26 protein-coding genes are annotated in these 26,128 nt (G+C 40.2%); 13 read left to right on the forward strand and 13 right to left on the reverse strand.

Features of this window, described 5'->3' with window-relative positions:
• Position 1 precedes the first annotated feature (1 nt).
• From C6Y03_RS13000 to C6Y03_RS13035, 8 genes are all read left to right on the forward strand, one after another.
• On the forward strand, positions 2-838 hold the full coding sequence (locus tag C6Y03_RS13000; protein WP_060595782.1) for a mechanosensitive ion channel family protein: 837 nt from the start codon (positions 2-4) through the stop codon (positions 836-838).
• A gap of 101 nt (positions 839-939) precedes the next feature.
• Entirely contained in the window at positions 940-1,341 is a 402-nt protein-coding gene (locus C6Y03_RS13005) for a nuclear transport factor 2 family protein (RefSeq protein WP_066031163.1), read from the forward strand.
• A 131-nt stretch (positions 1,342-1,472) separates the two neighbouring features.
• Positions 1,473-2,192 carry a YebC/PmpR family DNA-binding transcriptional regulator gene (locus C6Y03_RS13010; protein ID WP_012009270.1) on the forward strand — a complete coding sequence of 240 codons (720 nt, stop codon included), beginning with the start codon at positions 1,473-1,475 and terminating at the stop codon, positions 2,190-2,192.
• A gap of 460 nt (positions 2,193-2,652) precedes the next feature.
• Positions 2,653-2,850 carry a hypothetical protein gene (locus tag C6Y03_RS13015; protein ID WP_024425263.1) on the forward strand — a complete coding sequence of 66 codons (198 nt, stop codon included), beginning with the start codon at positions 2,653-2,655 and terminating at the stop codon, positions 2,848-2,850.
• A 64-nt stretch (positions 2,851-2,914) separates the two neighbouring features.
• Positions 2,915-3,484 (forward strand): YIP1 family protein, encoded by a 570-nt coding sequence (locus C6Y03_RS13020; protein WP_159049986.1) that lies wholly within the window; start codon positions 2,915-2,917, stop codon positions 3,482-3,484.
• An 18-nt stretch (positions 3,485-3,502) separates the two neighbouring features.
• The gene (locus C6Y03_RS13025; protein ID WP_106037178.1) at positions 3,503-5,059 is read left to right on the forward strand and encodes a hypothetical protein; all 1,557 of its coding nucleotides are present in this window, start codon (positions 3,503-3,505) and stop codon (positions 5,057-5,059) included.
• A 14-nt stretch (positions 5,060-5,073) separates the two neighbouring features.
• Positions 5,074-5,736, forward strand: a complete 663-nt coding sequence (locus tag C6Y03_RS13030) for an ATP-binding cassette domain-containing protein (protein ID WP_060595779.1) — start codon at positions 5,074-5,076, stop codon at positions 5,734-5,736.
• Positions 5,729-6,295, forward strand: coding sequence for a stage II sporulation protein M (locus C6Y03_RS13035; RefSeq protein WP_060595778.1), 567 nt, complete (start codon positions 5,729-5,731; stop codon positions 6,293-6,295). The genes C6Y03_RS13030 and C6Y03_RS13035 overlap by 8 nt, the downstream gene beginning before the upstream one ends.
• Positions 6,296-6,333: 38 nt before the next feature.
• On the opposite strand, the gene C6Y03_RS13040 is transcribed toward C6Y03_RS13035, so the two are convergent.
• The 3 genes from C6Y03_RS13040 to C6Y03_RS13050 all read right to left on the reverse strand — a co-directional run bounded on the left by C6Y03_RS13040 (position 6,334) and on the right by C6Y03_RS13050 (position 8,693).
• Positions 6,334-7,116, reverse strand: a complete 783-nt coding sequence (locus C6Y03_RS13040; RefSeq protein ID WP_066031779.1) for a YfkD famly protein — start codon at positions 7,114-7,116, stop codon at positions 6,334-6,336.
• 67 nt (positions 7,117-7,183) lie between these two features.
• Positions 7,184-8,251, reverse strand: coding sequence for a calcium/proton exchanger (gene cax / locus C6Y03_RS13045; protein WP_060595776.1), 1,068 nt, complete (start codon positions 8,249-8,251; stop codon positions 7,184-7,186).
• 64 nt (positions 8,252-8,315) lie between these two features.
• Entirely contained in the window at positions 8,316-8,693 is a 378-nt protein-coding gene (locus tag C6Y03_RS13050) for an OsmC family protein (RefSeq protein WP_060595775.1), read from the reverse strand.
• Between the two features lie 75 nt (positions 8,694-8,768).
• Here C6Y03_RS13050 and C6Y03_RS13055 point away from each other — a divergent pair, with 75 nt between their 5' ends.
• Positions 8,769-9,932 (forward strand): MFS transporter, encoded by a 1,164-nt coding sequence (locus tag C6Y03_RS13055; protein ID WP_003218010.1) that lies wholly within the window; start codon positions 8,769-8,771, stop codon positions 9,930-9,932.
• Between the two features lie 16 nt (positions 9,933-9,948).
• Entirely contained in the window at positions 9,949-10,449 is a 501-nt protein-coding gene (locus tag C6Y03_RS13060; protein ID WP_060595774.1) for a GNAT family N-acetyltransferase, read from the forward strand.
• A gap of 212 nt (positions 10,450-10,661) precedes the next feature.
• Here C6Y03_RS13060 and C6Y03_RS13065 read toward each other — a convergent pair whose 3' ends face one another.
• From C6Y03_RS13065 to C6Y03_RS13075, 3 genes are read right to left on the reverse strand one after another with little or no spacing between them, the layout of a single operon-like run.
• A complete protein-coding gene (locus C6Y03_RS13065) occupies positions 10,662-11,480 on the reverse strand; it encodes a YihY/virulence factor BrkB family protein (protein ID WP_106039441.1) in 819 nt (272 codons plus the stop codon).
• Positions 11,481-11,498: 18 nt separating this feature from the next.
• Positions 11,499-11,831 carry a YtxH domain-containing protein gene (locus tag C6Y03_RS13070; protein WP_060595773.1) on the reverse strand — a complete coding sequence of 111 codons (333 nt, stop codon included), beginning with the start codon at positions 11,829-11,831 and terminating at the stop codon, positions 11,499-11,501.
• Between the two features lie 20 nt (positions 11,832-11,851).
• On the reverse strand, positions 11,852-12,322 hold the full coding sequence (locus tag C6Y03_RS13075) for a low molecular weight protein-tyrosine-phosphatase (RefSeq protein WP_034665148.1): 471 nt from the start codon (positions 12,320-12,322) through the stop codon (positions 11,852-11,854).
• A gap of 174 nt (positions 12,323-12,496) precedes the next feature.
• On the opposite strand from C6Y03_RS13075, the gene C6Y03_RS13085 reads away from it, so the two are divergent.
• Both C6Y03_RS13085 and C6Y03_RS13090 read left to right on the forward strand, forming a co-directional pair.
• Complete coding sequence (locus C6Y03_RS13085; RefSeq protein ID WP_060595772.1) at positions 12,497-13,852, forward strand: alanine/glycine:cation symporter family protein; 1,356 nt, start codon at positions 12,497-12,499, stop codon at positions 13,850-13,852.
• Positions 13,853-13,929: 77 nt separating this feature from the next.
• The gene (locus C6Y03_RS13090; protein ID WP_003214000.1) at positions 13,930-14,145 is read left to right on the forward strand and encodes a DUF1128 domain-containing protein; all 216 of its coding nucleotides are present in this window, start codon (positions 13,930-13,932) and stop codon (positions 14,143-14,145) included.
• A gap of 109 nt (positions 14,146-14,254) precedes the next feature.
• Here the strand turns inward: C6Y03_RS13090 and C6Y03_RS13095 are convergent, their stop codons facing one another.
• Positions 14,255-14,773, reverse strand: a complete 519-nt coding sequence (locus C6Y03_RS13095; protein ID WP_060595771.1) for a type 1 glutamine amidotransferase domain-containing protein — start codon at positions 14,771-14,773, stop codon at positions 14,255-14,257.
• Positions 14,774-15,027: 254 nt separating this feature from the next.
• Here C6Y03_RS13095 and C6Y03_RS13100 point away from each other — a divergent pair, with 254 nt between their 5' ends.
• On the forward strand, positions 15,028-19,317 hold the full coding sequence (locus C6Y03_RS13100; RefSeq protein ID WP_106039442.1) for a multifunctional 2',3'-cyclic-nucleotide 2'-phosphodiesterase/3'-nucleotidase/5'-nucleotidase: 4,290 nt from the start codon (positions 15,028-15,030) through the stop codon (positions 19,315-19,317).
• 48 nt (positions 19,318-19,365) lie between these two features.
• On the opposite strand, the gene C6Y03_RS13105 is transcribed toward C6Y03_RS13100, so the two are convergent.
• From C6Y03_RS13105 to C6Y03_RS13130, 6 genes are all read right to left on the reverse strand, one after another.
• Complete coding sequence (locus C6Y03_RS13105; protein WP_106039443.1) at positions 19,366-19,800, reverse strand: terpene synthase; 435 nt, start codon at positions 19,798-19,800, stop codon at positions 19,366-19,368.
• Between the two features lie 73 nt (positions 19,801-19,873).
• Entirely contained in the window at positions 19,874-20,602 is a 729-nt protein-coding gene (gene treR, locus C6Y03_RS13110) for a trehalose operon repressor (RefSeq protein WP_060595768.1), read from the reverse strand.
• Positions 20,603-20,621: 19 nt separating this feature from the next.
• Positions 20,622-22,322 (reverse strand): alpha,alpha-phosphotrehalase, encoded by a 1,701-nt coding sequence (gene treC / locus C6Y03_RS13115; RefSeq protein WP_106039444.1) that lies wholly within the window; start codon positions 22,320-22,322, stop codon positions 20,622-20,624.
• Between the two features lie 15 nt (positions 22,323-22,337).
• Positions 22,338-23,774: a PTS system trehalose-specific EIIBC component gene (gene treP, locus C6Y03_RS13120; protein ID WP_034665169.1), complete on the reverse strand. Its 1,437-nt coding sequence runs from the start codon at positions 23,772-23,774 to the stop codon at positions 22,338-22,340.
• A gap of 162 nt (positions 23,775-23,936) precedes the next feature.
• Entirely contained in the window at positions 23,937-24,323 is a 387-nt protein-coding gene (locus C6Y03_RS13125) for a DnaJ family domain-containing protein (RefSeq protein WP_060595766.1), read from the reverse strand.
• A gap of 79 nt (positions 24,324-24,402) precedes the next feature.
• Positions 24,403-26,127, reverse strand: coding sequence for a methyl-accepting chemotaxis protein (locus C6Y03_RS13130; protein ID WP_034665174.1), 1,725 nt, complete (start codon positions 26,125-26,127; stop codon positions 24,403-24,405).
• Position 26,128 lies beyond the last annotated feature (1 nt).

Below are 26,128 nucleotides of genomic sequence, written 5' to 3' on the forward strand. Positions count from 1 at the left end.
GATGGACGATACTTTTCTGACAATAGTCAAGAACAAATACATTGAAATTCTCCTTGTTGGACTCGTTCTTTGGCTTGCCGTCTTTATGATTAACAAAGCGCTTCAAATTTTCTTTAAACGAACGGAGTTTATAGAGGACAAGAAGAAAAAAACGATCGAGAGCTTGGTCAAATCTGTTACGAAATACACCGCTTCGATTTGCTTTGTCATGTATGTCATTTCTCTCTTCTTTCATGATTTTGGGAAAATTCTTGCAGGTGCTGGTGTTGCTGGGATCGTCATCGGTTTTGGCGCCCAGACGCTGATTCGCGATATTTTAGCAGGCATTTTTCTGATCTATGAACGTCAGATTCATAAAGGGGATTATGTGACAGTGAATAACCTCTTTAATGGAACGATTGAAGAGATTGGTCTCCGCTCTCTGCAAATTAGAGAATGGAGCGGCAAGCTGTTAACCATTTCTAACGGAGACATCCGGCAAATTCAAAACTATAACATGCACTACATGCGGATTACGGAGTCTGTATTAATTAGTGCGAATCAAAACCCAGACACAGCCTTTCAAGCACTCGAAACGGCCTGTGACAATTTAAATCAGATGCATCATGATTTTCTCAAAAAAGATGAATTTCAACATGCCATTGAACCGTTTCAAGTCCATGGCATTATGGGCCTGAACAAGCTGAACCGCGGGATTGAGATCACAGTGAAAGGAATGGTCGAAGACGAAAAATATTTCGATGCTGCCCTCGCTGTCCGAAAAGAAATGATCAAACAACTTCATCAGCATGATGTCAAATTGCTTGAAGATCTCGTTTATCCCCAGCCTGCAAAATAACCTCATTTATGATGGGGTTATTTTTTTGATTGTTTTTTGTTAACCAGTTAATTATAATGGATTATAGTTAACTGGTTAACAAAAAGAGAGGATGTTGATTCATGACAAAAAAAGAAGCGATATCATTTATTAAAGAGATGTATGAAGAGGTATTAATCAAATTCAATATAGAAAAAGTGGAGGCTTATTTTTCACCTGACTATCAGCAAGTGACCGATGGAAAGGTTTCGACATTTGATGAGTTTAAAAAGCATCTATCCACATTAAAAGGAATAACAAAAAAGCTTGAGATCCCCGCTTTTCATGATGTGTTATTTGATGAAGATACGCAGCAAGGGTGTTTTCGTTACACTGTACATGTGGAACTCGCAAGCGGGGACCGGGGTTTAATTGATGTCATGGCTCTTTTCACGTTATTAGATGGCAGGATCATTCGGTGCGACGAGCTGACGAAATCTCACAAGCAGCATGAAACGCTTGAACAGCTTGGACACATCAACTGAGAAATCTCTTCATTTCAGCCCTCTTACTTCTATCCTCTTGACTGATTCATGTATAATAGAAGGCAGAATGATTTCATGCAGCATGGGGACCCTCATACTGTGTATTTACTAAGTGAAAGAGAGTGAATAAGATGGGTCGTAAGTGGAACAACATTAAAGAAAAGAAAGCATCAAAGGATGCCAGTACAAGTCGTATTTACGCAAAATTCGGGCGTGAAATCTATGTGGCTGCCAAACAAGGTGAGCCAAACCCAGAATCAAACCAAGCACTTCGTTTTGTCCTAGAACGTGCAAAAACATATAGTGTCCCAAAACACATTGTAGACCGTGCCATTGAAAAAGCCAAAGGCGGTGCGGAAGAGAATTTCGATGAGCTGCGCTACGAAGGATTTGGTCCAAACGGATCAATGGTGATTGTTGATGCCCTTACCAATAACGTGAACCGCACAGCGTCAGATGTTCGTGCGGCATTCGGGAAAAACGGTGGAAACATGGGCGTAAGCGGCTCTGTTGCCTACATGTTTGACCAAACAGCTGTCATCGGTGTCGAAGGAAAAAGTGAAGAAGAAACGCTTGAGCTTTTAATGGAAGCAGACGTTGATGTACGTGACATCATGGAAGAAGATGAAACAGTGATTGTATACGCTGAACCAGATCAATTCCATCAAGTACAAGAAGCATTCAAACAAGCCGGCGTCGAAGAATTTACTGTCGCTGAAATCACAATGCTTCCTCAAAATGAAGTGACATTAGATGATGAATCTAAAGAACAATTCGAGAAACTAATCGATGTATTAGAAGAGCTTGAAGATGTGCAGCAGGTTTATCATAATGTGGATTTAGGGGAATAAAAGGAAATTTTGCCATAACATAAGTTTATTTAAATAAACTTATGTTATGGCTTTTTTATTTAAAACTCATAATATCTTTTGAAAGCAAAACTTTATATTCAAATTAGGAAAAACGTATCTTAATAGAGTAAAGTTAAATATTCTATTTTTGTGTAAAATTTAACAAAAAAGGTTTACTACTCCTTTGTCTAGTTGTATTATAGTGATTACGAGAAATAATACATAATTTTATATATAAAAGTTAGGTGGTGTTATTATTTTTAAAATATGGTGGAAACAGTATTTTGGATTTATGATCATACCATTTATTACTATGGGGTTTATCTTTAACAACTTCTCTCACTTTACAAAAATTATCTATTTCCTTTTCCTTGCTTGGTTATTATTTAATGTTATTGACTTTTATAGAAGTGAGGTAAGAAACAAAAAGGACAAAAAGTCATGAAAGGGGGTGTAGACGTTGATATTTGAAGTAGCCACGAAATTTTTTTTAACTATTGGAACAGCAACGGAAATAGTTAATGCTGTAAATAATGGTTTAGGAATTCTAACGATAATAGGACTTGCTGGTGCTACGTATGGCTGGGGAGCAATTGCTTACCCACTTATTAGAGGTGCTGTCGCAAAGTGGGGAACAAAACAGGCAATAAACTGGTAGTATACTAGATTTAACAAAGAGGAGAGGATTCTCTCCTCTTTTAATGAAAGGTTGTTCTTACGTTATGAGATTTTTCAAGATTTTTTATCAGCCATTAGAATTGATGTACTCTCTTAATAAAAAACCTAACATAGCTCTTCCATTATTATTTTCTGCTTTAATACCCTTACTTTATATTCAAGTCATTTTTGAACGCTTTGAACATGTGGAAAGCAAGTGGTTATATTTAATAGCTTTAGGTATGAGTTTTTTTTCATTAATGACTTTTTTCATTACTTCTTTTACCATCTATTTGTTATTAAATACTTTTATGTTAGATAGAGAAATCAGTTTCAAAACGACCATTTCAATTTATGGATTTAGTCAAATGCCAAAAATCTTTTTTGCCATCAGCCTTTTATTCTTTCCATTTTTAGATAACACCAATATATCTCAGTACGATCATTTTCTAACAGCCCTTGCCATCTTTATCATAAATCCCTTTAATATCTGGAGATATATGTTGTTAATATGTGGCTTTCATGTACTAATCAACATGAAAATAAAAAAATTAATTGCTATTGCGATAATTTTCGTAATCATTGAGGTATGTATTATATTTTTCGGAAGTGATATAACTCATATTTTTAGATAAAGGAGATTCATTTTTCTAATGAGAAATGTACTAACATATATTTATTTTAGACAAAAATCTTTTTTTTACTATCGACTTCCAAAATTAAAAATAAAGAATGACTTATTTGTTTATGTCGCTCTATCCGTCATTCTTTTATTCAGCGCAGTTTTTACCACTATAATGACTCAATTATATACCAATCATTTATTTTCACATAACGAGATCTTTTACATATCAACTTTTTTCATCATTACTTTTTTATTAACAGGAATTCAGCAATCCATTACAAATACTGTTTATAAAACATCTACAAAAAATGACCTGAAATTATTAATTGTATCACCACTTTCTTTTCACGAGTTGTTACTAGCAAAATATTTTGAAACCACATTTTTGAAAGAGGTTTTAATCTCTTCAATTCTTATTCCAACAATTTTTTTATATCATTATTCACAAATAGGTTCGGTTTTTTTAGGCATTGTATTTACACTTAACTCTGTATGCTTTCTTTATATAATGAAATTTGCGGTTTTCTACTTATCTGTCATTGGGTACCGTTATATTGCGACAGCATACCAATTGTTTTTTTCAATTCTGAGAATTTTTGTTTTGTCTATATTAGCTGTTATTTTTTTATCCAACAAAATAGATTTCCAATCTCATTCAATGCTTAATTGGTTTTTCAACTGGATATCCCAAATGCCTTTTGCGGTTTTACCAACAATTTTCCAAGATAAATTCATCATTTTTTTACAAATTTCATTATTAATCATCGTTATGTTATTGATTCGAACTTCTTTTTCTAATGGGGTAAGAGCACATTTCATTGGTGAAAATTCAAAAAAAAGAAAGGTTAAAACAATGATTTCTCACCTTTCCTTTCATGAAAGAAAGGAGCTGTCTCTCATCCAGTTAATGATTGCTTACATCAAAAGACAAAGAAAACAAGAAATTATTATGACATACTTGCCTTTATTTAGCTCGCTATTTTCTATCATACTTATTTTATATTTGCTTTATTATAGAATACCAACATTTATGAATGCTAATGAGAGTTTAGTTTTTATCATTCTGTCAGCTGCCATTGTTAAAATGTTATCAGATACATATTGCTTTCTCGCAAGCATCGATTTTCATGGTGCACGTTTTCAACTTCTGAAATTGACTGGGATTCATCCCAAATTCATCGTACGAAGTCACATTATTCTCTCTAGTTCAATTAATATCACGCTGTTCATTATCCTTTTTACAATAGCTGCAATCATATTTCAAATGTCTTTCCCTTTCTTTATTTTCATTTGTGTTATGGCAATAACACAAATGATCTTATTCAATTGTATTTATTTCTTATCAAGCATTAGTTATCCAGAATTTAAAAGAAATTTTGTAAGTAATCTTCCTTCAAGCAAAGCAAAAATGACTGCGAATTTGCTAATTCTATTTTGTTTTTTGCTGGAAGGACTGATGCTAATCATATTTGATAAACAGCATTACCTTGCTTTTATTATCTCTACATTGATTTATTTGATATTTATTTTTATTATTTTGAAAATCTCTAGTCTTAAGATACAATTTCTTAATTTAAGTAAGTAAAAAGGGGAAGTAAAATGTTAAAGTTAGATAATATTCATGTCCAAATTAACAACAAATCCATTCTCCATGATTTGTCTCTTCATGTTAAGCCACATGATTCTGTTGGTATTATAGGAAAAAACGGCGCAGGAAAAACGACTCTATTTGAGATCATTTGTGGCATACGATTAACTGATGATGGCGTTATCCGCTTTTTAGATAAGCAACCTAAGGATCGTCATTATTCAAGTCACCTTTTCTTTGTACCTGATGATTCTCTTGTATATGAATACTTAACTGCATCCGAGTATATCAATTTTGTTTCTAGACTCTACAACAAAAAGTTAGACTCAACAGAAATCAATACTATGCTTTCATTCTTTGAACTTGACTACCTGTCCAACAAATTAATTAGAGACTATTCTAAAGGAATGAAAATGAAATTAGCTATTTCACTTGCTCTTTTATTAAAACCTCGATTACTTATTTTAGATGAACCCTTTAATGGGCTAGATCCATCTAGTTGTATTAAATTAGTTCAGAAGCTAAAAGAATTTCTTCAATTTGGAAGTGTGCTTTTTTCATCACATACTTTAGATTTTGTTGAAGAGCTCAGTCACTCTACATATCTTCTTCGGAATCAGCAATTAACAAACGTGACGACAGAAAATTTAAAAGAGCTGTTTACTGATGAGTAAAGCAATTAAGAGTTACTTAAAAGATTTTTACCATGCTTTAAAAGTGCTTATTTTACCTTCTATTTTCTTCATAACAATTGGAATGGTCATGGGATTTTATATGACAAACGGAGATTATTCAGAGGATATTGTTAGAATAAATGATCAACGTCATTTTTTTGATTATTTCTTTCAAAATTTATCTATATGTATCATGATGATAGTTGGAATGGTTACTTTTGGTTTATCTAGTGTATACATATTGTTTATCAATGGATTAATGATTGGTGGAGCTTTTAAAATTTCGATTCCGTATTTAATGCATCCTTTACAATCATTACTTCTCATCTTACCTCATGGTATAAGCGAATTGATGGCTATTATGATTTCTGGTGGTATTGGTTTTATCCTTCTGAAAGAGGCCATCCTTTTATTGTTTGATAAAAAGAAGAAAATAAATTTTAAAAATATATGTAAAATTACTTGTACAGGGCTTGTGCTAGTAACTATACTATTATTTTTCTCGGCCATCATAGAGTTTTATATCACGCCTGACATTAATAACTTTACGACAAATTAAACCCCCTCTTCTATAGTGAAAGAGGGGGTTTTACTATGTTAATTCATCCCTTGAAACCCAAACGTCAGGTGATCCTGAACAGGAATCCAAGCGCCGATTCCTTGTGAGGTCACGTTTTTCACGACGAGTTTGCGTTTATTTCCTTTAAGCACAAGGTACACTTCTCCGTATGTCACCTTTCCTTTTTCGTTAATGGCCGGGGCATAGGCATGAAGTGAAGCTGCTTTTTTCGGAGAGACATGGTACGACTGATCTCGTTTTGTTCCTGCGCCAATGACGGTGTCAAAAGCGAGGGGCAGCTTTGTTTTTTGAATGGCTTTTTGCATCATCAATGTTTTCACATCTTCTGGGCTTGGCACTTTTGCTGTGAGCCCGCCGCTTACTTTCACTTGCTGCTTTTGAACGTATTTGCCAATGGCTGTTTTGTTGCCGCCTCTGTTATCAATATGGTTCATATTCACTTTTTTGTATTCCCAGTTGGCGACCGTTTCGTTTGAATCGTAGCTCAGTGCCCATCTGCCAAGGAAAATGGTCGCGCGGTAACCAACAGCTAATGGCGTCCCTGAAATGCTGGATTCATTCAGCATTTTGATCAAATGGGTATTCTCAATCGGTACATTCGTTGTTTTGAACAATTCAGCTGTCAGCTCACTCGGCTGGAGCAGGGGCTGATCCTGTGACGCGTTCGGATACGTATTCTCCTTTGAGATACTAGCGACAGAGGATGGCACTTTAAATGGCTTCGCCGCCTCTAGTGGAAAGCTGTATAGAAAACTTAAGGATAAGAGAACAACAAACATGATGCGGGGCATCTTTTTCATATCATCACTCTTTCTCATTCATTTTTCCATAGTATTTTCCGCAAAGACGTCCCTTATCCACAAAAGATTATAAAAGGAAAAATCCAATCGCCATAATGAAATAGGCAGCAAGTAATGTGGCACCTTCAAACCAGTTTGTATCACCATCATTTGATAAAATGACCGTGAGTAACACAGCGGATGCCATCGCAATGAGCTCTGGTAAAGAGAAAATGAGCGGCATCTGCTTATTGAAAAAAAGAGAGCTGATGACAAGGATTGGCGCGACCATCATGGCAACCTGAAGCGTTGAGCCAAAAGCAATTTCCACCGCGACATCCATTTTGTTTTTATACGCCATGATGACAGCTGAGGCATGTTCTGCGGCATTTCCGACGATGGCCACAATAATGACTCCGATAAACAGCTCACTCCAGCCAAATTGTTCTCCCACCGTATCAAATGTATGGACGAGGCGCTCTGAAATGTACGCAACGGCAATCGTCGCAAGCAGCAAAATCACAGTGGCAAACTTACCAGACCATTCAGGTGTTTCTTCTTCCGTCTCCGCTTCCCCGTCCATGCTCTCCAGCTTGGCAACATAGACTCCGCGGTGGCTGACCAGTTTGAAATAGAGCGCTGCGACATAAAGCAAAATCATCACAATGCTAATTCCAATGCTTAAAACAAATTGTTTATCCTCAGCCATCTCCACCGAAAACACTTCTGGAATGACAAACGCCACAATAATGGCAAACATGAGCAAGCCCGAGTTGTGCCTTGCATCGTGGACATTGAACACTTGGCGCTTATATTTTAATCCGCCAACGAAAAAAGACAGCCCCGCCACAAGCAGTAAGTTTCCGATAACTGATCCAGTTAATGAAGCAAGTACAATAGCTGTCAGTCCTTGCTTTAATGCAAAAAATGAAATAATTAACTCTACCGCATTTCCAAATGTGGCGTTTAAAAGCCCGCCAATTCTTGGGCCCGCTATGATGGCAAGACTTTCTGTGGCTCTTCCCATAAAACTAGCAAGACCAATAATGGCGATACAATACACGGCAAACATGATGACCTGCGGGAAATGAAGAAAACTGCCAATGACCGATAGCGGCACACCAATTGCGACAATCACAAGAAACAAACGATTCATACAGCCATTCTCCTTTACATATGTCTGATTGTTATTCTTTCGTGAGTGCCGGCATCATATACATTTAGATTCGTTCGTGTGAGAAGGTGACCTCAATACTTCCTTTCACAGACTGCACCATCGAACAATGCTTCAAAGCAATTGTGATGACTTTATCTATTTGTTCTTTAGATGTATTGATGTGTTCAAAAATGATATGTAAATGAATACGGGAGATTTTGTTTACAGCTCCTGCTCTTGTCGTTTCAGGTGTGATCGACAGCCCTTCACAGGATATTCGCTTTTTCCGGCATACATGAATGAGCATTTCTCCAAAGCAGCCTGCAATAGCTGAGGTGAACAATTGAGATGGCCTGTACCCCATTTCTTCTTTTCCTGAGATATACAGCTGCTTTTCATCTGTTCCCGCAATCCACCGGTCCGTTTCGTATATCAGTTTCATTCCTTTTCCACCTTTCTATTGAAACCCCTATGGTTCCATTGTACGATGAAAATATGAACTTGTAAGGAGCTTCTTATGTCGAGAATTCACTTTATGATTTTAATTTTACTTGTATCTGTATCTGGTTTTTCGCAGGGAGCGTTATTGCCTGTCATTTCGATTATTTTTGAACATGCCGGCACTTCTCCTACGTTAAACGGTCTGCATGCCACAGGCTTATATCTTGGCGTGCTGCTAGCATCTCCCTTTATGGAAGCGCCGCTTCGCCGGTTTGGGTTTAAGCCGTTAATTGTCATTGGGGGCGCTGCTGTCTTTTTAAGCTTGTTTAGCTTTGTGTTTTTTGAATCTTATGTCGTCTGGTTCTTCCTGCGGCTCATGATCGGGATTGGTGATCATATGCTGCATTTCTCTACACAGACGTGGGTGACCTATGCGTCGTCATCGAGAAATCGCGGGCGAAATATTTCATTGTATGGGTTATCCTTTGGACTCGGTTTTGCCGCTGGACCTTTTTTAACACCACTCATTGAAATCAACCCATCTTTACCTTTCATTGTTTCTGGTGCCGTTAGTTTATGTATTTGGCTGCTTGTTTTTGTTTTGAAAAATACATATCCAGATACGGGCGAAGTGCAGACGTCAGAGCAGACAAACAGTTTGAAGCGCTTTAAGAAAGCCTTTCAATTTGGCTGGGTCGCCTTTATGATGCCGTTTTGCTATGGCTTTTTAGAAACGACACTCAATAGCAACTTCCCTGTGTATGCACTTAGAAGCGGGGTAACAGTGGATGCAGTGGCGTTTATTTTACCTGCGTTTGCCATTGGAAGTATTGTCTTTCAGCTACCTCTCGGGATGCTCAGCGACCGGTTTGGCAGGCGCCGCATCATTTTATGTGTCACACTCGTCGGGTCTTTCTTTTTCCTACTAGCAGGAATTTTCATTCAATCGGTTTTGGCTGTTGCGATTTGTTTCTTTATTGCCGGAATGGCTGTAGGCTCTACCTTCTCACTTGGCATCAGTTATATGACCGACTTATTGCCAAAGCATCTGCTTCCTGCTGGAAATTTGATGTGCGGGATGGCGTTTAGTGCAGGGAGTATTCTCGGGCCTGTTCTCGGTGGAATCTTTGTGCAAACGTTTGAAGGAATGAATTTACTTTACCTTGTCAGCATCGTGATATTATTCGTGTTTTTCTGCGTTCGATTTGGGCGAACGGCAGCAGTGGTTGAAAGTCATTAAAATGGAGGGACGATCTTTGTTTACATACGACATCACAAATGAATTGACTTTGACATCTCTACAATTTGATGATGCGGACACATTATTGAAACTTATTCAAGAGAATCAGGCTCATTTAGAGGAATGGCTTCCATGGGTCCATCACTGCAAAAGCATAGAGGATGTCAGAACATTTATTCAATCGACTCAAACTACCTACAATGAACAAAAAGGGTTGGAAGCTGGCATTAAGCTGAACGATCAACTTATCGGGGTGTTCCGTCTGACGTTTGATCAGAAAATAGGCAATATTGGTTATTGGATTGGTCAAGACGCACAAGGTCAGGGTATTGTGACAACGATCGTGAAATATATGACAGAAATATTTTCTACAAAAGTCGATGGATTTGAAATTTTTTGTCCTGTAGGTCATGTTCGAAGTGAACGTGTAGCGATGAATGCTGGATTCCAGCTCGATCCTCACTATCAGTCAAAGCCTGATGCCGCTTTTAACCTTAAGCGATATATACGATCGTGAAATAGAAACTCCCCTGCGCTATGCAGAGGAGTTTTTTCATTTAGTGATATCCATTTTGCCCGTTCGCACTGCCGCTTGTTTTGTGCTTAGGCTGATGACCTTTGTTTTGTTTCGTATTGCTTCCGCCTTTTTTCGATTGTTTGGACATATGTGATTTCCCCCATCCATTCAGATTGAACTTGTTCGTTCTTCTTTAGGATGCCCGGATTTCTTTATAGCTTGCCTGGTACGATTTTACGTTTATGTAAAAGCGCATTGAGCTCGCCGCCAAGGATAATCATGATGCCGGTTAAATAAAACCAGATCATTAAAATAATGATTCCCCCAATGCTTCCGTACATCGCACTGTAGTTGGCAAACTCGCCTACGTAAAATGAAAACAGCATGCTGACCAAAATCCATCCAATCGATGCAAAAATGGCACCTGGCAGAACAAATTTCAATTTCAGCCTAATGTTTGGAGCAAAATAGTACAAGGATGTAAAAACAATCAACAAAATCAGCGGGCTAATGATCCATCTCATCGCAGTCCATACGGTGAGAAAGGCATCTGACTGCCCGACTAATTTAGCGACAAATAAACCAAGTTCTTTTCCAAAGACAGGCAGCATCAAGGCAAAAATAATGGTCAAAACCATAGCGATCGTTAAGATAATCGATGTTAAACGTACGAGAATGAAGGAACGATTCTCCTCAACTTCGTAAGCATGGTTAAAAGCTCTGACGACGGCATTAATGCCGTTAGATGCTGACCAAAGGGCGGCAATAATCCCGAACGATAATAACCCGCCGTTACGATTATTCAGCGTCTGATCGACAATGGATTCAATCATCGAAAGCGCTCCTTCTGGCGCATAACCAGAAATGACGCTCAGGACATCCTTTGACGTCAGCGGCAAATACCCAACCAGTGTCAGCACGAAGATGAGAAACGGAAATAATGAAAGCAAAAAGAAATACGCAAGCTCAGCAGATTTTGCCGGTCCTTCATGCAGCAAAAAGCGTTCAATTAACGCTTTAATAAAACCCATACGCCTCATCTCCAATGATCAATCTGTCTGTTTCGATTGAAAGTGATCCTTTGTTTCTTCAATAATTTCTAATACCCTTGGGGTTGTTTCCTTTAACTGATTGACCTGTTCATTTAAAAATGACAAATCATCTGAGACTGTTCGCATCAGCTGCTTCGTTTCTTCCATTTTTTCTTTCATGCAAGCCGATATTCTGCCTGGCTCCTGGCGGTATTCATCCAGCTTTTGCTGGCAGTCATTCCATTTGTCTTTGAGTGCAATTCTCGTTGGCCGATGAAATAAAGTCAGCAATGCGCCGCAAGCTGCTCCTATGACAGCTCCTCGGAGCACGATTTGATTTTTTTCTTCCATCTCGTCTGATCTCCTTTCAGTTAAAGGTGGTTCTCTTTCTTTACATACGTCAAAAAACGGTCAATTCCTGTTTCAATTAATTCATGGACTTCCTCAAAGTTCCCAGTGTAATAAGGATCTGGCACATCATCTCGATCGTCGTCTTCTACAAAATCAAGAAGACGGCCAATAAAGTGATGTTTCCCATAGCCGGCTATACTGCGAAGTGCCCCTACATTTTCTGCATCCATCGCCATGATATAGTCGTATGTGGTGATATCCTTCTCCATGATTTGTCTTGCAGTCATTCCTTCATAGCTGATGCCTTTTTCATCAAGCAGTTTTCGCGTTCCTTCATGCGGAGGACTTCCTTGATGCCAGCCGCCAATCCCTGCTGAATCAATCACAAAGTGCTCGCTAAGCCCCTCATCTTCTACTCTTTTTCTAAACATGGCCTCTGCCATCGGTGACCTGCAAATATTGCCAAGACACACGAATAACACATGAATCATTCTTCATTCTCCTCCTATCTTTTCCCTAAGAGTTCTTTTCGAAAACCTTTTCTCTATCATATCAAGCCCTTTTTCTTTTGGAAACTTTGCAAGAAAAGCTCTCATCGCCATTGACAAATTACACAAAAACAGGAGAAACTTTAGGAGAATTACACAAACAAAGGGGGATATTAGATGGGAATAATTGAGCAGTTTGTCACGACGATGAACAATTTTTTGTGGGGGCCTCCCCTATTGATTTTAATTGTTGGTACTGGAATATACCTCACCTTTCGCGTTCTCTTCATTCAAATTAGATTACTTCCTTATTCTTTAAAGCTCGCTTTTTCTAAACAAGACAAAATGTCAGAAGGAGATATTTCTCATTTCCAAGCGTTAATGACGGCTCTTGCTGCAACTGTCGGTACAGGGAATATCGTAGGTGTGGCCTCGGCAGTTATAGCGGGTGGTCCGGGTGCGGTATTCTGGATGTGGTTTGCTGCATTTTTCGGAATGGCCACTAAGTTTGCAGAAGCTGTTCTTGCAGTTAAATACAGGATCAAAAACGAAAAAGGCGAAATGTCTGGCGGACCTATGTATTATTTAGAGCATGGATTGAAACAGAAATGGCTAGGGGTTCTATTTGCTGTTTTCGGCGCCAGTGCTGCCTTTGGGATCGGCAACCTGGTACAGTCTAATTCCATCTCAGGAGTCATGAATTCTACTTTTCAAATTCCAACATGGGTAACAGGTATCATCATTACGGCTTTTACGGCACTCGTGATTTTAGGCGGAATTAAAAGCATTGGCCGGGTCACATCTATTTTTGTACCAGTCATGGCTTTATTCTACGTCATTTGCGGTCTGATCATTCTTGTCATGAATGCTGATCTCGTTCCAGGCGCAGTCGGTCTTATTTTCTCAGATGCCTTTACGGGTCAAGCCGTGGCAGGTGGTGCAATTGGAACTGTCATTCGCTGGGGTGTGGCACGAGGAGTATTTTCCAATGAAGCAGGTCTTGGGTCAGCACCAATTGCTGCTGCGGCTGCGAAAACGGATATGCCTGCCCGTCAAGCTCTCGTATCTATGACGCAAGTGTTTATCGATACAATCATTGTTTGTTCTATCACTGGCATTACCATTGTCATGGCAGATATGTATTTAACAGTGAAAAGTGATGCGCTGACCTCGTTATCCTTTGCTCATTTCCTCGGTCCAGTTGGCTCAACCATTGTGGCAATCGGTCTGCTCTTGTTTGCCTATTCCACCATCATTGGCTGGTCCTATTATGGCGAAAAATGCTTTACATATTTGGCGAAGGATTCGTACGTCATGTATTATCGCATCGTGTTTGTCATTGCTGTCTTTTTCGGTGCCGTGTTTAAAAATGACTTCGTTTGGGGTGTAGCAGATATGCTCAATGGGCTGATGGCCATTCCAAACTTAATCGGGCTCATCGGTTTATCAGGGGTTGTCGTATTTGAATCCAAACGAATCATTGATAAGATTAAGCAGGAGAAAAAGGAGAAAAACATCTCCGTGTCATCTTAATAGCCCTTTTATTCTTTTGCATTTCTGTTAAAATAGACATATTATTCGACATATATGCAGGAAAGGACGTGCCGCCCTTGTCAGAGCAAAAAGCGGCTGAAGTCAATCAGCTGATTGAAGACATTTCGCAAAAGTTAAATATGCTGAACATTGGAGTCATCAAAGCCGAGGACTTCAGTCCAGACAAGTACGAAGATATCGAATTTCTTCACCAAATGGTGATGAAAAAATCTTCATTCAGCCCAAGTGAAATGCAAGCCATCGCAAGCGAGCTAAAAAACTTAAGAAAATAATGGTGCATCAGGAAGCTGCTTTGCGGTCTTCACGCAGTTTCCTTACATCATGCGCAGAAAAAGCCAGCCCCCCTTAAGGTGCTGGCTTTTTTTATCCTGTAACTGCGGTTTATTTCTCAAGCAGTTTTAATGATTCACGGTTAAATGCTGGAATGTCATCAGGTGTACGGCTTGTCACAAGCTGATCCTGACAAACGACAACTTCTTCGTCTTTAAATTTAGCGCCTGCGTTTTCCATATCTACTTGAATGGATGTATAGCCAGTTGCGCCTCTTCCTTCCAGCGTCTTCGCTGTAATAAGCAATTGCGGTCCGTGACAGATCGCAAATACTGGTTTTTTCTCATCCATAAATGTTTTAGTGAATTGGACGTAACGATCATCTGCACGCAGAATGTCTGGTGAGAAACCGCCAGGAATGAGAAGTGCATCGAAGTCTTCAGGCTTCACGTGATCAATGGACGCATCCACTCTCACTTCTGCATCTCCTTGCTTCCCTTTCACTGTTTTTCCTTTTTCGTTTTCAATCACTGTGATTTCATGACCTGCATCTTTAAAGGCTTTTGCAGGCTCGGTGAATTCAACATCCTCAAAGTAATCTGTTAATACAACTGCAATTTTCTTACCCATGTAGAAACCCTCCTGCTTGATTATCGTTTACACTACACACTATACCCGGGCATGTTGAAATGAAACATCCTATCCCTATCAGAAAACCCCTTATGATAAAAATAAGCAATTCGACTCATTCGCATTCCCTTAACAAGGTAATTCGTATGATTTATGTTATCTTTACAATGATCTGCAAAAAATAACTACAAAAGTTAACGAAACATTTCTACAATAGGTATTGTGGTCAAAAAAATTAGAAAGGCGGAGATCAGGTGAAGAAGCAAACACATAGGTCTAAACGAAGGAAAAACCTGTCTATTCTGCTCACTTCCATTATGATGATTAGTCTCATTCTCCCAGCAGTACCTACTCATGCAGAAACAGAAAACGGCAAAGCCGTAAAGGTCAGCATCTTAGCCACAACCGATGTTCATGCGAACATGATGAATTATGATTATTACAGCGACAAAGAAACAAATGAATTTGGCTTGGCAAAAACAGCCGAGCTGATTGACAAGCACCGTTCACAAAATCCAAATACACTCCTTGTTGATAACGGAGACCTGATTCAAGGAACCCCTCTTGGAGAATACGTTTACAAACATGAGAAAGACAGCATCATCAATCAAACAAAGGTTCACCCCATTATTCATACACTCAACAAACTAAAATACGATGCAGGAACACTTGGCAATCATGAATTTAACTACGGATTATCTTTCCTTGACGGTACCATTGCGGGCGCCAACTTCCCGATTGTCAATGCGAACGTCAAAAAGCTAAATGGAGAACACCGTTTTACACCTTACGTGATCCAAGATAAAACCTTTAAAGATGCAAACGGAGCCTCACAAACTGTGAAAGTTGGTTACATAGGATTTGTTCCACCACAAATTATGACGTGGGATAAGAAGCATTTAGATGGACAAGTCCAAGTGCAGGACATCGTCGAATCTGCCAATGAAACCATTCCTGAAATGAAGGCGAAAGGCGCAGATGTCATTGTCGCTCTTGCCCATACAGGAATTGAAAAAACAGCTTCACCTAAAGGATCAGAAAATATGATCTTTGACCTTGCCACGAAAACAAAAGGCATCAATGCCATTGTATCTGGGCACCAGCATGGCACATTCCCAAGCGCTGAATATAACGGCGTTGACAAATTCGATGTCTCAAAAGGAACCATCAACGGCATCCCAGTCGTCATGTCAAAAAACTGGGGCAGCTACCTCGGAGTCATTGATTTAACACTAGAGCCTGACGGCAGCAGCTGGAAGGTCACCGACGGAACAGGCAAGATCGAATCTGTTGCCGGAGTATCATCTCAGAAAAGCACAGTAAAAGATGCCATTCAAACAACGCATCAAAACACACTTGATTACGTGAGAAAGCCTGTTGGCAAAACAGAAGCAGACATTAATAGCTTTTTCGCTCAAGTGATGGATGACCCTTCGATTCAAATTGTGACAGATGCCCAAAAATGGTATGCACAAGAAAAAATGAAGGACACTGCGTATCAAAATTTACCGATTTTATCTGCAGGTGCGCCGTTTAAAGCAGGCGGACGAAACGGTGTAAATTATTATACAAATATCGCAAAAGGAGATTTAGCGATTAAGAACATCGGCGATCTCTACCTTTACGATAACACTGTGCAGATTGTGAAACTGAGAGGCAGTGAAGTGAAAGACTGGTTAGAGATGTCTGCCGGACAGTTTAATCAGATCAAACCGAACGTTTCAAAAGAACAGCCGATTTTAAACGAGGAATACCGCTCGTATAACTTTGATGTAATAGATGGTGTGACATACCAAGTCGATGTGACGCAGCCTGCTAAATACAGCACAACAGGCACACTTGTCAACGCCAATGCAAACCGCATCAAAAACCTGTCTTACAACGGGAAAACAGTCTCTGACAATCAAGAATTTTTAGTCGTGACAAATAACTATCGTGCTTCTGGCGGCGGAGGCTTTCCGCATCTGACCCAAGATAAAGTGGTGCTTGCCTCAGCAGATGAGAACCGTCAAGTGCTGATGGATTATATTATCGAACAAAAAACCATCAACCCAAGTGCTGATCAAAACTGGGCCATTGCACCGGTGAAAGGCGCAACTTTAACATTTGAATCTTCTCTTTTAGCCAAACCGTTTGCTGAGAAATCAAGCAGCGTAGACTTTGTTCGTAACGCAAGCACAGATGGTCTTGGTGTGTACAAGCTAGCCTTTAAAGAGGATGGCACAACAGAACCGCCTTCATCAGACAACTGGAATTTAACAGTCATGCATACTAACGATACACACGCACACCTTGATGATGCGGCAAGACGCGCAACAAAGATCAAAGAAATCCGTGCTGAAAGCAAGAACAATATTTTATTGGACGCTGGAGATGTCTTCTCTGGTGACCTATACTTCACAAAATGGCAAGGACTTGCCGATCTGAAATTGATGAACTTAATGAAATACGATGCCATGACGTTTGGTAATCATGAATTTGACAAAGGTCCTTCTGTACTACGTCAATTTCTGACAGGTGATGCATCAGATGTCGATCCGAAAAACCGTCATCAATTTGAAAAGCCTCAATTCCCGGTCGTGTCATCAAACGTGGATGTCTCGAAGGAAAAACAATTGAGCGACTTAGTGAAAAAACCAGCCTCATTTAGAGCTGGTGAGAAAAAAGAAGCCGGGATCTACCCTTACATCCTGCTTGATGTTAATGGTGAAAAGGTGGCCGTATTCGGCTTAACGACTGAAGACACAGCCATTACATCCAGCAGCGGTCCTAACATTCAATTTAAAGATGCGTACAAGAAAGCAAAAGAAACAGTCAACACCATTCAAACAGAAGAAAAAATCAATAAAATCATTGCGTTAACACACATTGGCTACAATCGTGACCTTGAGCTGGCTCAAAAAGTTGACGGTATTGATTTAATCATTGGCGGTCACACGCACACACTTGTTGAAAAATTAAAGGTCATCAATAAAAAAGAACCTACAATTGTCGCTCAGGTGAAAGACTACGGACAATTTTTAGGGAAAGTAGACGTAGCCTTTGACAAAAAAGGCGTCGTACAGCCAAAAGAATCTTCTTTTCACCTGATCTCTATTGATGACTCTGTCAAAGAAGATGCAGATGCAAAAGCGATCCTTGATGGGTACAAAGCAGATATTCAAGATTTAAAAACAGAAAAAGTCGGCTATACAGATGTCCTATTAGACGGACAACGCGAGCACGTACGTGCGAAGGAAACAAATCTTGGGAACTTTATTGCCGACGGCATGCTGCAGAAAGCGCAAGAATCTGCCGGTGCTGACCTTGCCATCACAAACGGCGGCGGTATTCGTGGAAGCATTGAAAAAGGAGATATCACTTTAGGTGATATTTTAACGGTGATGCCTTTCGGAAATACACTTTATGTCGCAGATTTAAAAGGCAGTCAAATTAAAAAAGCACTCGAACAGGGGCTGTCAGGCATTGAGGAAGGCGGAGGTGCATTCCCTCATGTAGCTGGCATTGAATATACGTTTACACTCAGTAAACCAGCTGGCAGCAGACTGATTGATGTGAAATTGAAAGACCAAAAAGGTCAACTGACAGACATTGATGATGAGAAAACATACCGCGTAGCCACAAATGCCTTTGTTGGCACAGGCGGCGACGGCTACAGCGTCTTTACAGAAGCCTCTCACGGCGAAGACTTAGGGTATGTCGACTATGAAATCTTCAAAGAGCAAATTGAAAAGGCAGACGGGCAGATTTCGCCTGTCATCGATCACAGGGTGAAAGAAGTGTTCCTTCCTCGCGTGAAAGGAAAAGGCGCTTATGACATTCAAGATGATAAGAAATTCCAAACGTATGTGCAGCATACAAACAAAGCATTTCTCTATTTAGACAAAGCAAGCAAAGCGAAAAACGTTCAATTGTCTCTATCAAAAGCGCAAGTAGCCGAGCTGAAGAAAAGAGAGCAAGATCCAAACGTCACCATCTATCATGACAAAGTGGGACTCGCATTGCCGCTCTCCAATTTGTCAGAGAAAAGCGCAGATATATGGATGACAAAGACGGATAAAGTGAAAAACGCATTAACGGATACGTATGATTTCCAAATCAAACAAGACAAGAAAAAGGTTTCGACCTTTAAAGACCCTGTCACACTATCCTTTACACTAGACGAGCCTCAAAAAGCGAAAAAACCTGGTGTGTATTATGTGGATCGCGAGAAGAATCGTTACGCCAAAACAAGTAACGGATCGTTCGAAAATGGAGTCGTATCAGGTCAAACTGAGCACTTCAGCGAATACACCGTCCTCAATCAAAATGAAGCAGCTGGAACAACCCCAGATCAAACTGGTGGAGACGGCGAAACATCAGCACCAGGCGGAGGTACAGGTACAGATCCAAACCAAGATGGAACCGGCCTACCAGGCGGCACACTGCCGAATACAGCCACTATGATGTATACAGCTGTACTGATTGGCGTGCTCATGCTCGCCGCAGGCGGTATCCTTTATTACTACCAGCGCAAGCGTACAAGAAAAAATGTATCATCCTAAAGGAAAAGGACAGAGCCTATGCTCTGTCCTTTTTTCATGGAATAGTCATTAATCTTGAGATAAATAGATCCAATTGCGGTCGTCAAATTCTTTCACATCATCTGACCCTATATGCCGAAGCATTCTATTAAAGAACATCATGTCATTTTCATCCTCGACATCATATAAATTCTTTAAAACATAATCTCTCGTAATAAAATTCGTTAAGTTCGTATTATTTACTAAATCAGCAAAAAAACCTTTTACCATCGTTAAATCCTCTTCACTTAATTTCTCATCATTGATAATGGAAATATGAAAAACATTCAAATACGCTTGTATATCTTCTTCATCCATATAACATAATGGGTCTAGCTTTCTGTCTTCTTCCGTAAACGGTTTTCGCGTATCTTCAATGATGACATAACATAAAATCTGATGATCTTTCATCACGCTGAATATTTCTAAATCTCTTAATTTTAGTGGTCTATTTAATCTAATCATCTTTCCTCCTAAAAAGGGTGATCTATTCGTCGTCTATCTCTCTCCTTCTCCCAAAACTTGAAGTGGACAGAGCCTATGCTCTGTCCACTTTTTCTCTTCTTGCAAAATCGACGAATCTGAAGCGGTCTAATCGGTGACGGCTTTCCGTGTATTGAAATAAACTTGTATCCTCTAAGAACACGTAATTCTTCACGACGACGACATGGTCAAACCCGTTCAAATCAAGATACTTGGCGTCTTCTTCTGTACATGGCTCTACCACAAATTCCTTTTGGGCATAGCTGATTGATACACCGAGCTCTCCTTCAATATACTCGTAGATTGATCCTTCACAAATGTCCTTCGACAAGACTGACACATGCTTTTGCAAAAAGTAATCCTTGTCTAAAATCACTTCTTCTCCGCTAATATTGCGAGAGCGGATGACTTCCCAGACATCCTCCTGCCCACTTATTTTCAGCTGAGACTGAATATACTGATCCGGTTTGATTAAACCAAATTCGTGAACCGTCGTAACGGTCTTTCGGCCAAGTGTTTGGGAAAGCTCTTTAAAGCTGACGAGACCCGAGACTGGGAATTGCATTTTCTCACGATTCAGCAAGACAGAGCCTTTCCCGCGGATTTTTTGGATATAGCCATTTTGCACAAGGATATTTAATGCCTTTCTCACCGTCTCACGGGACGTATCGTACATCAAGGATAGCTCATGCTCTGATGGCAGAATGCCTTTATCCTGCCAATCACCTTGTTCAATTCGTCTTGCGAGCTGATCATAAATCACTCGAAACTTATTCTCTTTCATTTTCCCTCCGCCCCATTTTCTAGCGTTTGGTTAAATGATAAACGATTGACTCATATGGACGCAACGTAAATCCCTTCATATCTGCCGGTACATCCTCATAATTGGATAACAGCACTTGACCCTCCATCTCATCTATAGCCTGCACGAGCTCATCAGGAAGCGTAAAGTCCGCCTCCCCTGCATAAAAATGATTGATCACAAGAAGCTTCTCCTCATGGCTTTCTCTGACATAAGCAAAAACCTTCGGATCTTCTGCTAAGAGTAAAGTGAAGCTTCCATATGTGATCACATCAAGTTCTTTACGCAGCCTGCAAAGCGCTTGATAATGATAGAAAATAGACGACTGATCCTTTAATGAAGCTTCTACTGAAATGTCGTTATTGGCTGGCTCAATCCAAGGTGTTCCTTTTGAGAAACCTGCATTCTTTTCTGAGGTCCACTGCATCGGTGTTCTCGCATTATCTCTTGACTTGACCTGTAAAATGGCGAGTGCTTCTTCCTTTGATTTCCCTTTTTCAAGCATGGCTTCATACATATTAAGTGATTCAATATCACGGTAAGACGATATGTCCTCAAAACGAGGATTCTTCATGCCAATTTCTTCACCTTGATAAATATACGGAGTCCCTTGCATGAGATGAATGGTAGTCGCCAGCATCTTCGCTGATTGCTGATGATACGTGTCATCATCACCATACCTTGAGACGATACGCGGCTGATCATGATTGCACCAGAAGAGCGCATTCCAGCCGCCGCCCTCATGCATTTTCGTCTGCCACTCAGACAGAATCGACTTCAATTCATGAAAATCAAATGGTGCGAGGGCCCATTTTTCTCCGTTTGGATAATCGACCTTTAAATGATGGAAATTAAACGTCATATCCAGCTCCTTCCGATCCGGTCTTGTATACCGAATGCAGTCTGCGATATTCGTTGAAGACATTTCCCCGACTGTCATGCTGTCATATTTCGAAAAAACCTCTTGATTCATTTCATGCAGAAACTCATGAATTCTTGGGCCATCCGTATAATACATCCGGCCGTCTCCTTGCACAGACTGTCCGGCGTCATCTAAGAAGCGTTGATCTTTCGAGATGTTGTTAATGACATCCAGCCTGAATCCATCAATTCCTTTTTCAAACCAAAAATGCATGATGTCATATACTTGCCTGCGCACCTCATCCTTTTCCCAATTAAGATCCGCCTGTGTGACATCGTATAAATGAAGATAATACTCTCCCGTTGCTTCATCTAGCTCCCATGCCGGACCGCCAAATTTTGACTGCCAATCATTCGGCGGTGATCCGTCTGCTTTAGGCTCCTTCCAAATATAATAATCTCGATAAGGATGATTCTTTGACTCGCGTGATGCTTGAAACCACTCATGGAAAATGGATGTATGATTGACGGCTAAATCCATGATGACTCGTATACCTCGATCATGGGCTTCTTTCAGCATGTGTTCAAAATCCGCCATTGTGCCGTACATGTCATGGATTTTTGTATAATCACTAATATCATAGCCGTTGTCATGCTGCGGAGACTCATACATTGGCGTGAGCCAAATACAATCCGCCCCCAGCTCTTTAATATAATCGAGCTTTTTTGTCACACCATTGATATCGCCTGTACCTGAGCCCGTTGTATCTAAAAAGCTCTTCGGATAAATTTGATAGACCACCGCTTTTTTCCACCACGGTTCGTTTGTTTGTTGTTTCAATTTCCTTCACCACCACTAGTTAAGTTCTTGTGAAACATCTTTCTTCTTTTTTAGCTTTGCATACAAAAGGGTTCCAATGAACGGGACGATGAGTACAATGACCATCCCTATCGCAAATGCGCCCCAATATTTCGGGATAATGGAGAAGATTCCTGGAATGCCTCCAACACCAACTGAGCTTGCCAGCACCCCTTGAGAGGCGATAAACATACCAGCTAAACCAGAGCTAATAAGTGCAAAAATAAATGGGAATCGATAGCGCAGGTTGACGCCAAACATCGCTGGCTCGGTAATTCCTAAGTAAGCGGAAATACTTGATGTCAGTGAGAGCCCCTTTTGCTTTTCATCTTTTAAAACAAACATCATCGCAAGTGCGGCTGATCCTTGTGCGATATTAGACAGTGCGAGCATCGGCCATAGAAACGTGCCATGCAGTTTGGAATTAATCAATTGAATATCGACAGCGAGGAACGTATGGTGCATCCCTGTAATCACTAATGCAGCGTACAATCCGCCGTATAATAGACCGCCAAGTGCTGCGAATTGCTGGAATACAGCCACAAGTCCAGATGTTAAAACGTTTCCGATCGCAAATGTAACAGGTCCAATGACGATAAAGGATAAAAAGCCAATGACTAATAACGTAATCGGTGCAACCACTAACAGCTGAATGCTTTCAGGTGTCCGTTTTGTGATAAATAATTCGAGCTTCGCTAGTAAATACGAGGCAACGAGTATCGGAAGAACCTGCCCTTGATAGCCTACCTTTTGCACTTCAAGTCCAAACAAATTCCAGACAGGAATCTCACCAGATTTTTCAGCCGCTCCATAGCCCCACGCATTTAATAAGTCTGGGTGTACAAGCATCAGCCCAAGGACCATCCCTAAGAGCGGATTTCCTCCAAACCGCTTCACTGCTGACCAGCCGATTAATGCGGGCAGGAATGTGAAGGCAGTGCCTGCAATCAAGTTGATCATATTCGCTAAATCAGCCCATGCCGGATACACATCCACAATCGATTTTTGATCAAAGAAAATATCTGGAGCTGTTAAAATATTATTAATCCCCATTAATAAACCGGCTGTGACGATGGCAGGAAGAATCGGAATAAAGATATCCGCAAGCGTTTTCACAGCGCGCTGCAATGGATTTAATTTTTGATCAGAGGCACGCTTAACGTCCTCTTTTGTAGCTTCCCCAATGCCTGTCTGTTTCACCATTTCGGCATATACCCGATTGACGACCCCTTGGCCGATAACAACTTGGTATTGACCGTTCGCTGAGAAAGATCCCTTCACTTCTTCTATTTGTTCAAGTGCTTTCTCGTCAACCTTTCCTTCATCTTTCAGTACAAAGCGCAGCCTTGTCACACAATGTGTCGCTTGATCAATATTTTCTTTGCCGCCGATGGCTTTCACAATCTGATCTGCTGCTGCCTGATAATCAGCCATGCTATCCCCTCCGAGATCGTTTTTTATAAGAAAAAAGAACCAAAACTTGTATATACATGTTTGTTTCTTATTTTATATTTGTATATACATGTAGTCAACAACAAAATGTAGCGCTTTCATAAAAAAAGCTCCCTCAATGTGCTCAGGAGAGGCAGCGTGTCATCATCTTTTTTTATGCTCCGTTAATTTTTCGTAGACCCTGTTTTTATAAAAGGAGGAGGCTGGACGGGCAAAAGTTTGACGCTTAGATGCGAGTTCATCCAGGCGTTTTTGTTTTTCTTCACATATGAGAGAAAGTTTTTTTCTTTCCTCTCCGTCTATACTGGAGTGAAGCAGCTCTTTGACGGTCATGAGTTCTTTTTTCAGTGCTGTTTCTTCCCCAGCAAAGCCAGCATTTTTCATCATCCTGTAGCCCATTCTGAGTTCTTCAGGTACATGAGCAGCATCATCTTTAGGCAGGGGTTTCCCAAAGCCAGATAATCCTTCAAAAGCCCCGTGATCCATCGCTTTTTTAATCCGTTCTTCTGATAATCTCTGCGCAAAATCCATGGCGTTTCTCCTTTCGTCTGAAACGATTTGATTAAGCATAGCAAAAAAGCTGACTCTCTCACAAGAGTCAGCTTTCTCGTTATTTATTGTCAATTTTGAAGGTAGAAACCATCTGTGCTAAGTCCTCTGACATATCAGAGAGCTGTTCAATCGCACTTGAAATTTGCTGCATGCCAGCACTTTGCTGTTCTGTTGCTGCCGCTACTTCTTGAGAGCTGGCGGCGTGTTCTTCCGATACAACCGAAATTTGTTCAATCGATGTAGAAATCGTTTGATATGCTTGCTCTACTTGCTTAATAGAAGCAAGCAAATTGTTCGTTCTTCTTGAAAACTGAGATACGCCGTCGTAAATCACAGCGAAGTTTTGTGACGTGCCTTCCATTTGTTCACGTCCTTCTTCCACTGCTTTACTGCTTTCCTCTACGCTTTCAAGAACACGCTGACTGTTTTCCTGTGTGCCGATGACGAGGTCTGAAACGGTTTTAGCCGCATCCGCTGATTGCTCAGCTAACTTACGCACCTCATCTGCCACAACAGCAAACCCTTTTCCTTCTTCTCCAACACGTGCCGCTTCAATTGAAGCATTCAGTGCAAGCAGATTCGTTTGCGCTGAAATGTCCGTAATAATCGAGATGACACTTTCAATCTCCGTTGAATGAGATTGTAATTCTTCTGCTGCCTGCTTTGAGTTGGTCATCTTGTCATGTAACATATTCAGATGCTCAAGCACATGATTCACTAGTTTTTGACCAGATTCTGACTGCTCTTGTACGTCAGATGAAACAGATTTCATTTCATCGACTTCTTTTGTGACACCTTCGATTTGAGTATCGATCTCTGCAACGGATGTTGTACAATCCGTAATATTTGCGACAGAATCATTGATTCCTTCACTCATATTCGTCATGGCTTCTGACACTTGCTGCGCACTTTGACTCGATTCATTCGTTACGGTGCGAAGCTGTGAGGACATTTTCGACACTTCACTAGATGAGTTTGAGATCTTCGCAATGAGCTCTTTGATCCGCCCCTGCATCTTTTGGAAGGATGCGGCAAGTTGACCGATCTCATCTTTACTTTCAACCTCTACCATTCCAGTTAAATCACCGTCAGCAATTCGGTTCGCTGATTCCATCAATGAACGTGCTGGTTTCGCAATTCTTCTGCCCATGATAAAGGAGAAAAACAACCCACCGATGAGCACAATAGCAGATGCAACCGTGATATAGATCGTCAGCTTCTTCGTTGTTTCAGGCACAACAGACGCATCTAAATCAATTCCTAAAATCCCTGTCAGCTCACCGCCTGAATCCTTGATTGGCAAAAAGACTGATTTATGTGTACCAAATGAGTCTTTGTAAATATCACTTTTGATCATTTTATCTTCAGAAAGTGCTTGTTTCATCTCATCTGAAAAGGCATAATCTTGATCAAAATCATTTTCTTCCCCAGTTAATATAATAATTCTTTCTTTGCCGCCTTTATTAGATAGCACGTATAAGTTCTCAAGCGTATGATCTTCTTGAAGCTCCTTGAATTTCTTTTTGACCTCCACATAAAGGGGATCATCCTTCCCGCTAATGCCAAGAACGTTTCCATCCAAATTATCGATTTCTTTCTTTGCAGTATCAATATCTGTTGTTAATCGATAATCAAATTGCTTTAATAACTGGGATGATAAATCCTGGCTGACTAGATAAAATGTTAAAACGAATAGTGCAACGGTTGCAAGTAATGTTACGACAACGACTGACATGATTTTAGAGGATATCGTGTATCCTCCAAATTTCCTTTGTTTCGCCATT

The organism is Bacillus sp. LNXM65 (assembly GCF_002998575.1).
Taxonomy (GTDB): domain Bacteria; phylum Bacillota; class Bacilli; order Bacillales; family Bacillaceae; genus Bacillus.

What these genes read in the sequence shown, in the direction of transcription:
- C6Y03_RS13065 (WP_106039441.1), bottom strand. Translation starts at nt 11,480, where the DNA reads ATGGGTTTTATTAAAGCGTTAATTGAACGCTTTTTGCTGCATGAAGGA.
- C6Y03_RS13105 (WP_106039443.1), bottom strand. Translation starts at nt 19,800, where the DNA reads ATGATTAGATTAAATAGACCACTAAAATTAAGAGATTTAGAAATATTC.
- C6Y03_RS13035 (WP_060595778.1), top strand. Translation starts at nt 5,729, where the DNA reads ATGAGTAAAGCAATTAAGAGTTACTTAAAAGATTTTTACCATGCTTTA.
- C6Y03_RS13125 (WP_060595766.1), bottom strand. Translation starts at nt 24,323, where the DNA reads ATGGATTTTGCGCAGAGATTATCAGAAGAACGGATTAAAAAAGCGATG.
- C6Y03_RS13085 (WP_060595772.1), top strand. Translation starts at nt 12,497, where the DNA reads ATGGGAATAATTGAGCAGTTTGTCACGACGATGAACAATTTTTTGTGG.
- C6Y03_RS13040 (WP_066031779.1), bottom strand. Translation starts at nt 7,116, where the DNA reads ATGAAAAAGATGCCCCGCATCATGTTTGTTGTTCTCTTATCCTTAAGT.
- C6Y03_RS13030 (WP_060595779.1), top strand. Translation starts at nt 5,074, where the DNA reads ATGTTAAAGTTAGATAATATTCATGTCCAAATTAACAACAAATCCATT.
- C6Y03_RS13130 (WP_034665174.1), bottom strand. Translation starts at nt 26,127, where the DNA reads ATGGCGAAACAAAGGAAATTTGGAGGATACACGATATCCTCTAAAATC.
- C6Y03_RS13000 (WP_060595782.1), top strand. Translation starts at nt 2, where the DNA reads ATGGACGATACTTTTCTGACAATAGTCAAGAACAAATACATTGAAATT.
- C6Y03_RS13020 (WP_159049986.1), top strand. Translation starts at nt 2,915, where the DNA reads ATGAGATTTTTCAAGATTTTTTATCAGCCATTAGAATTGATGTACTCT.
- C6Y03_RS13025 (WP_106037178.1), top strand. Translation starts at nt 3,503, where the DNA reads ATGAGAAATGTACTAACATATATTTATTTTAGACAAAAATCTTTTTTT.
- C6Y03_RS13005 (WP_066031163.1), top strand. Translation starts at nt 940, where the DNA reads ATGACAAAAAAAGAAGCGATATCATTTATTAAAGAGATGTATGAAGAG.
- C6Y03_RS13075 (WP_034665148.1), bottom strand. Translation starts at nt 12,322, where the DNA reads ATGATTCATGTGTTATTCGTGTGTCTTGGCAATATTTGCAGGTCACCG.
- C6Y03_RS13095 (WP_060595771.1), bottom strand. Translation starts at nt 14,773, where the DNA reads ATGGGTAAGAAAATTGCAGTTGTATTAACAGATTACTTTGAGGATGTT.
- C6Y03_RS13055 (WP_003218010.1), top strand. Translation starts at nt 8,769, where the DNA reads ATGTCGAGAATTCACTTTATGATTTTAATTTTACTTGTATCTGTATCT.
- C6Y03_RS13010 (WP_012009270.1), top strand. Translation starts at nt 1,473, where the DNA reads ATGGGTCGTAAGTGGAACAACATTAAAGAAAAGAAAGCATCAAAGGAT.
- C6Y03_RS13050 (WP_060595775.1), bottom strand. Translation starts at nt 8,693, where the DNA reads ATGAAACTGATATACGAAACGGACCGGTGGATTGCGGGAACAGATGAA.
- treR (WP_060595768.1), bottom strand. Translation starts at nt 20,602, where the DNA reads ATGAAAGAGAATAAGTTTCGAGTGATTTATGATCAGCTCGCAAGACGA.
- C6Y03_RS13070 (WP_060595773.1), bottom strand. Translation starts at nt 11,831, where the DNA reads ATGGAAGAAAAAAATCAAATCGTGCTCCGAGGAGCTGTCATAGGAGCA.
- treP (WP_034665169.1), bottom strand. Translation starts at nt 23,774, where the DNA reads ATGGCTGATTATCAGGCAGCAGCAGATCAGATTGTGAAAGCCATCGGC.
- cax (WP_060595776.1), bottom strand. Translation starts at nt 8,251, where the DNA reads ATGAATCGTTTGTTTCTTGTGATTGTCGCAATTGGTGTGCCGCTATCG.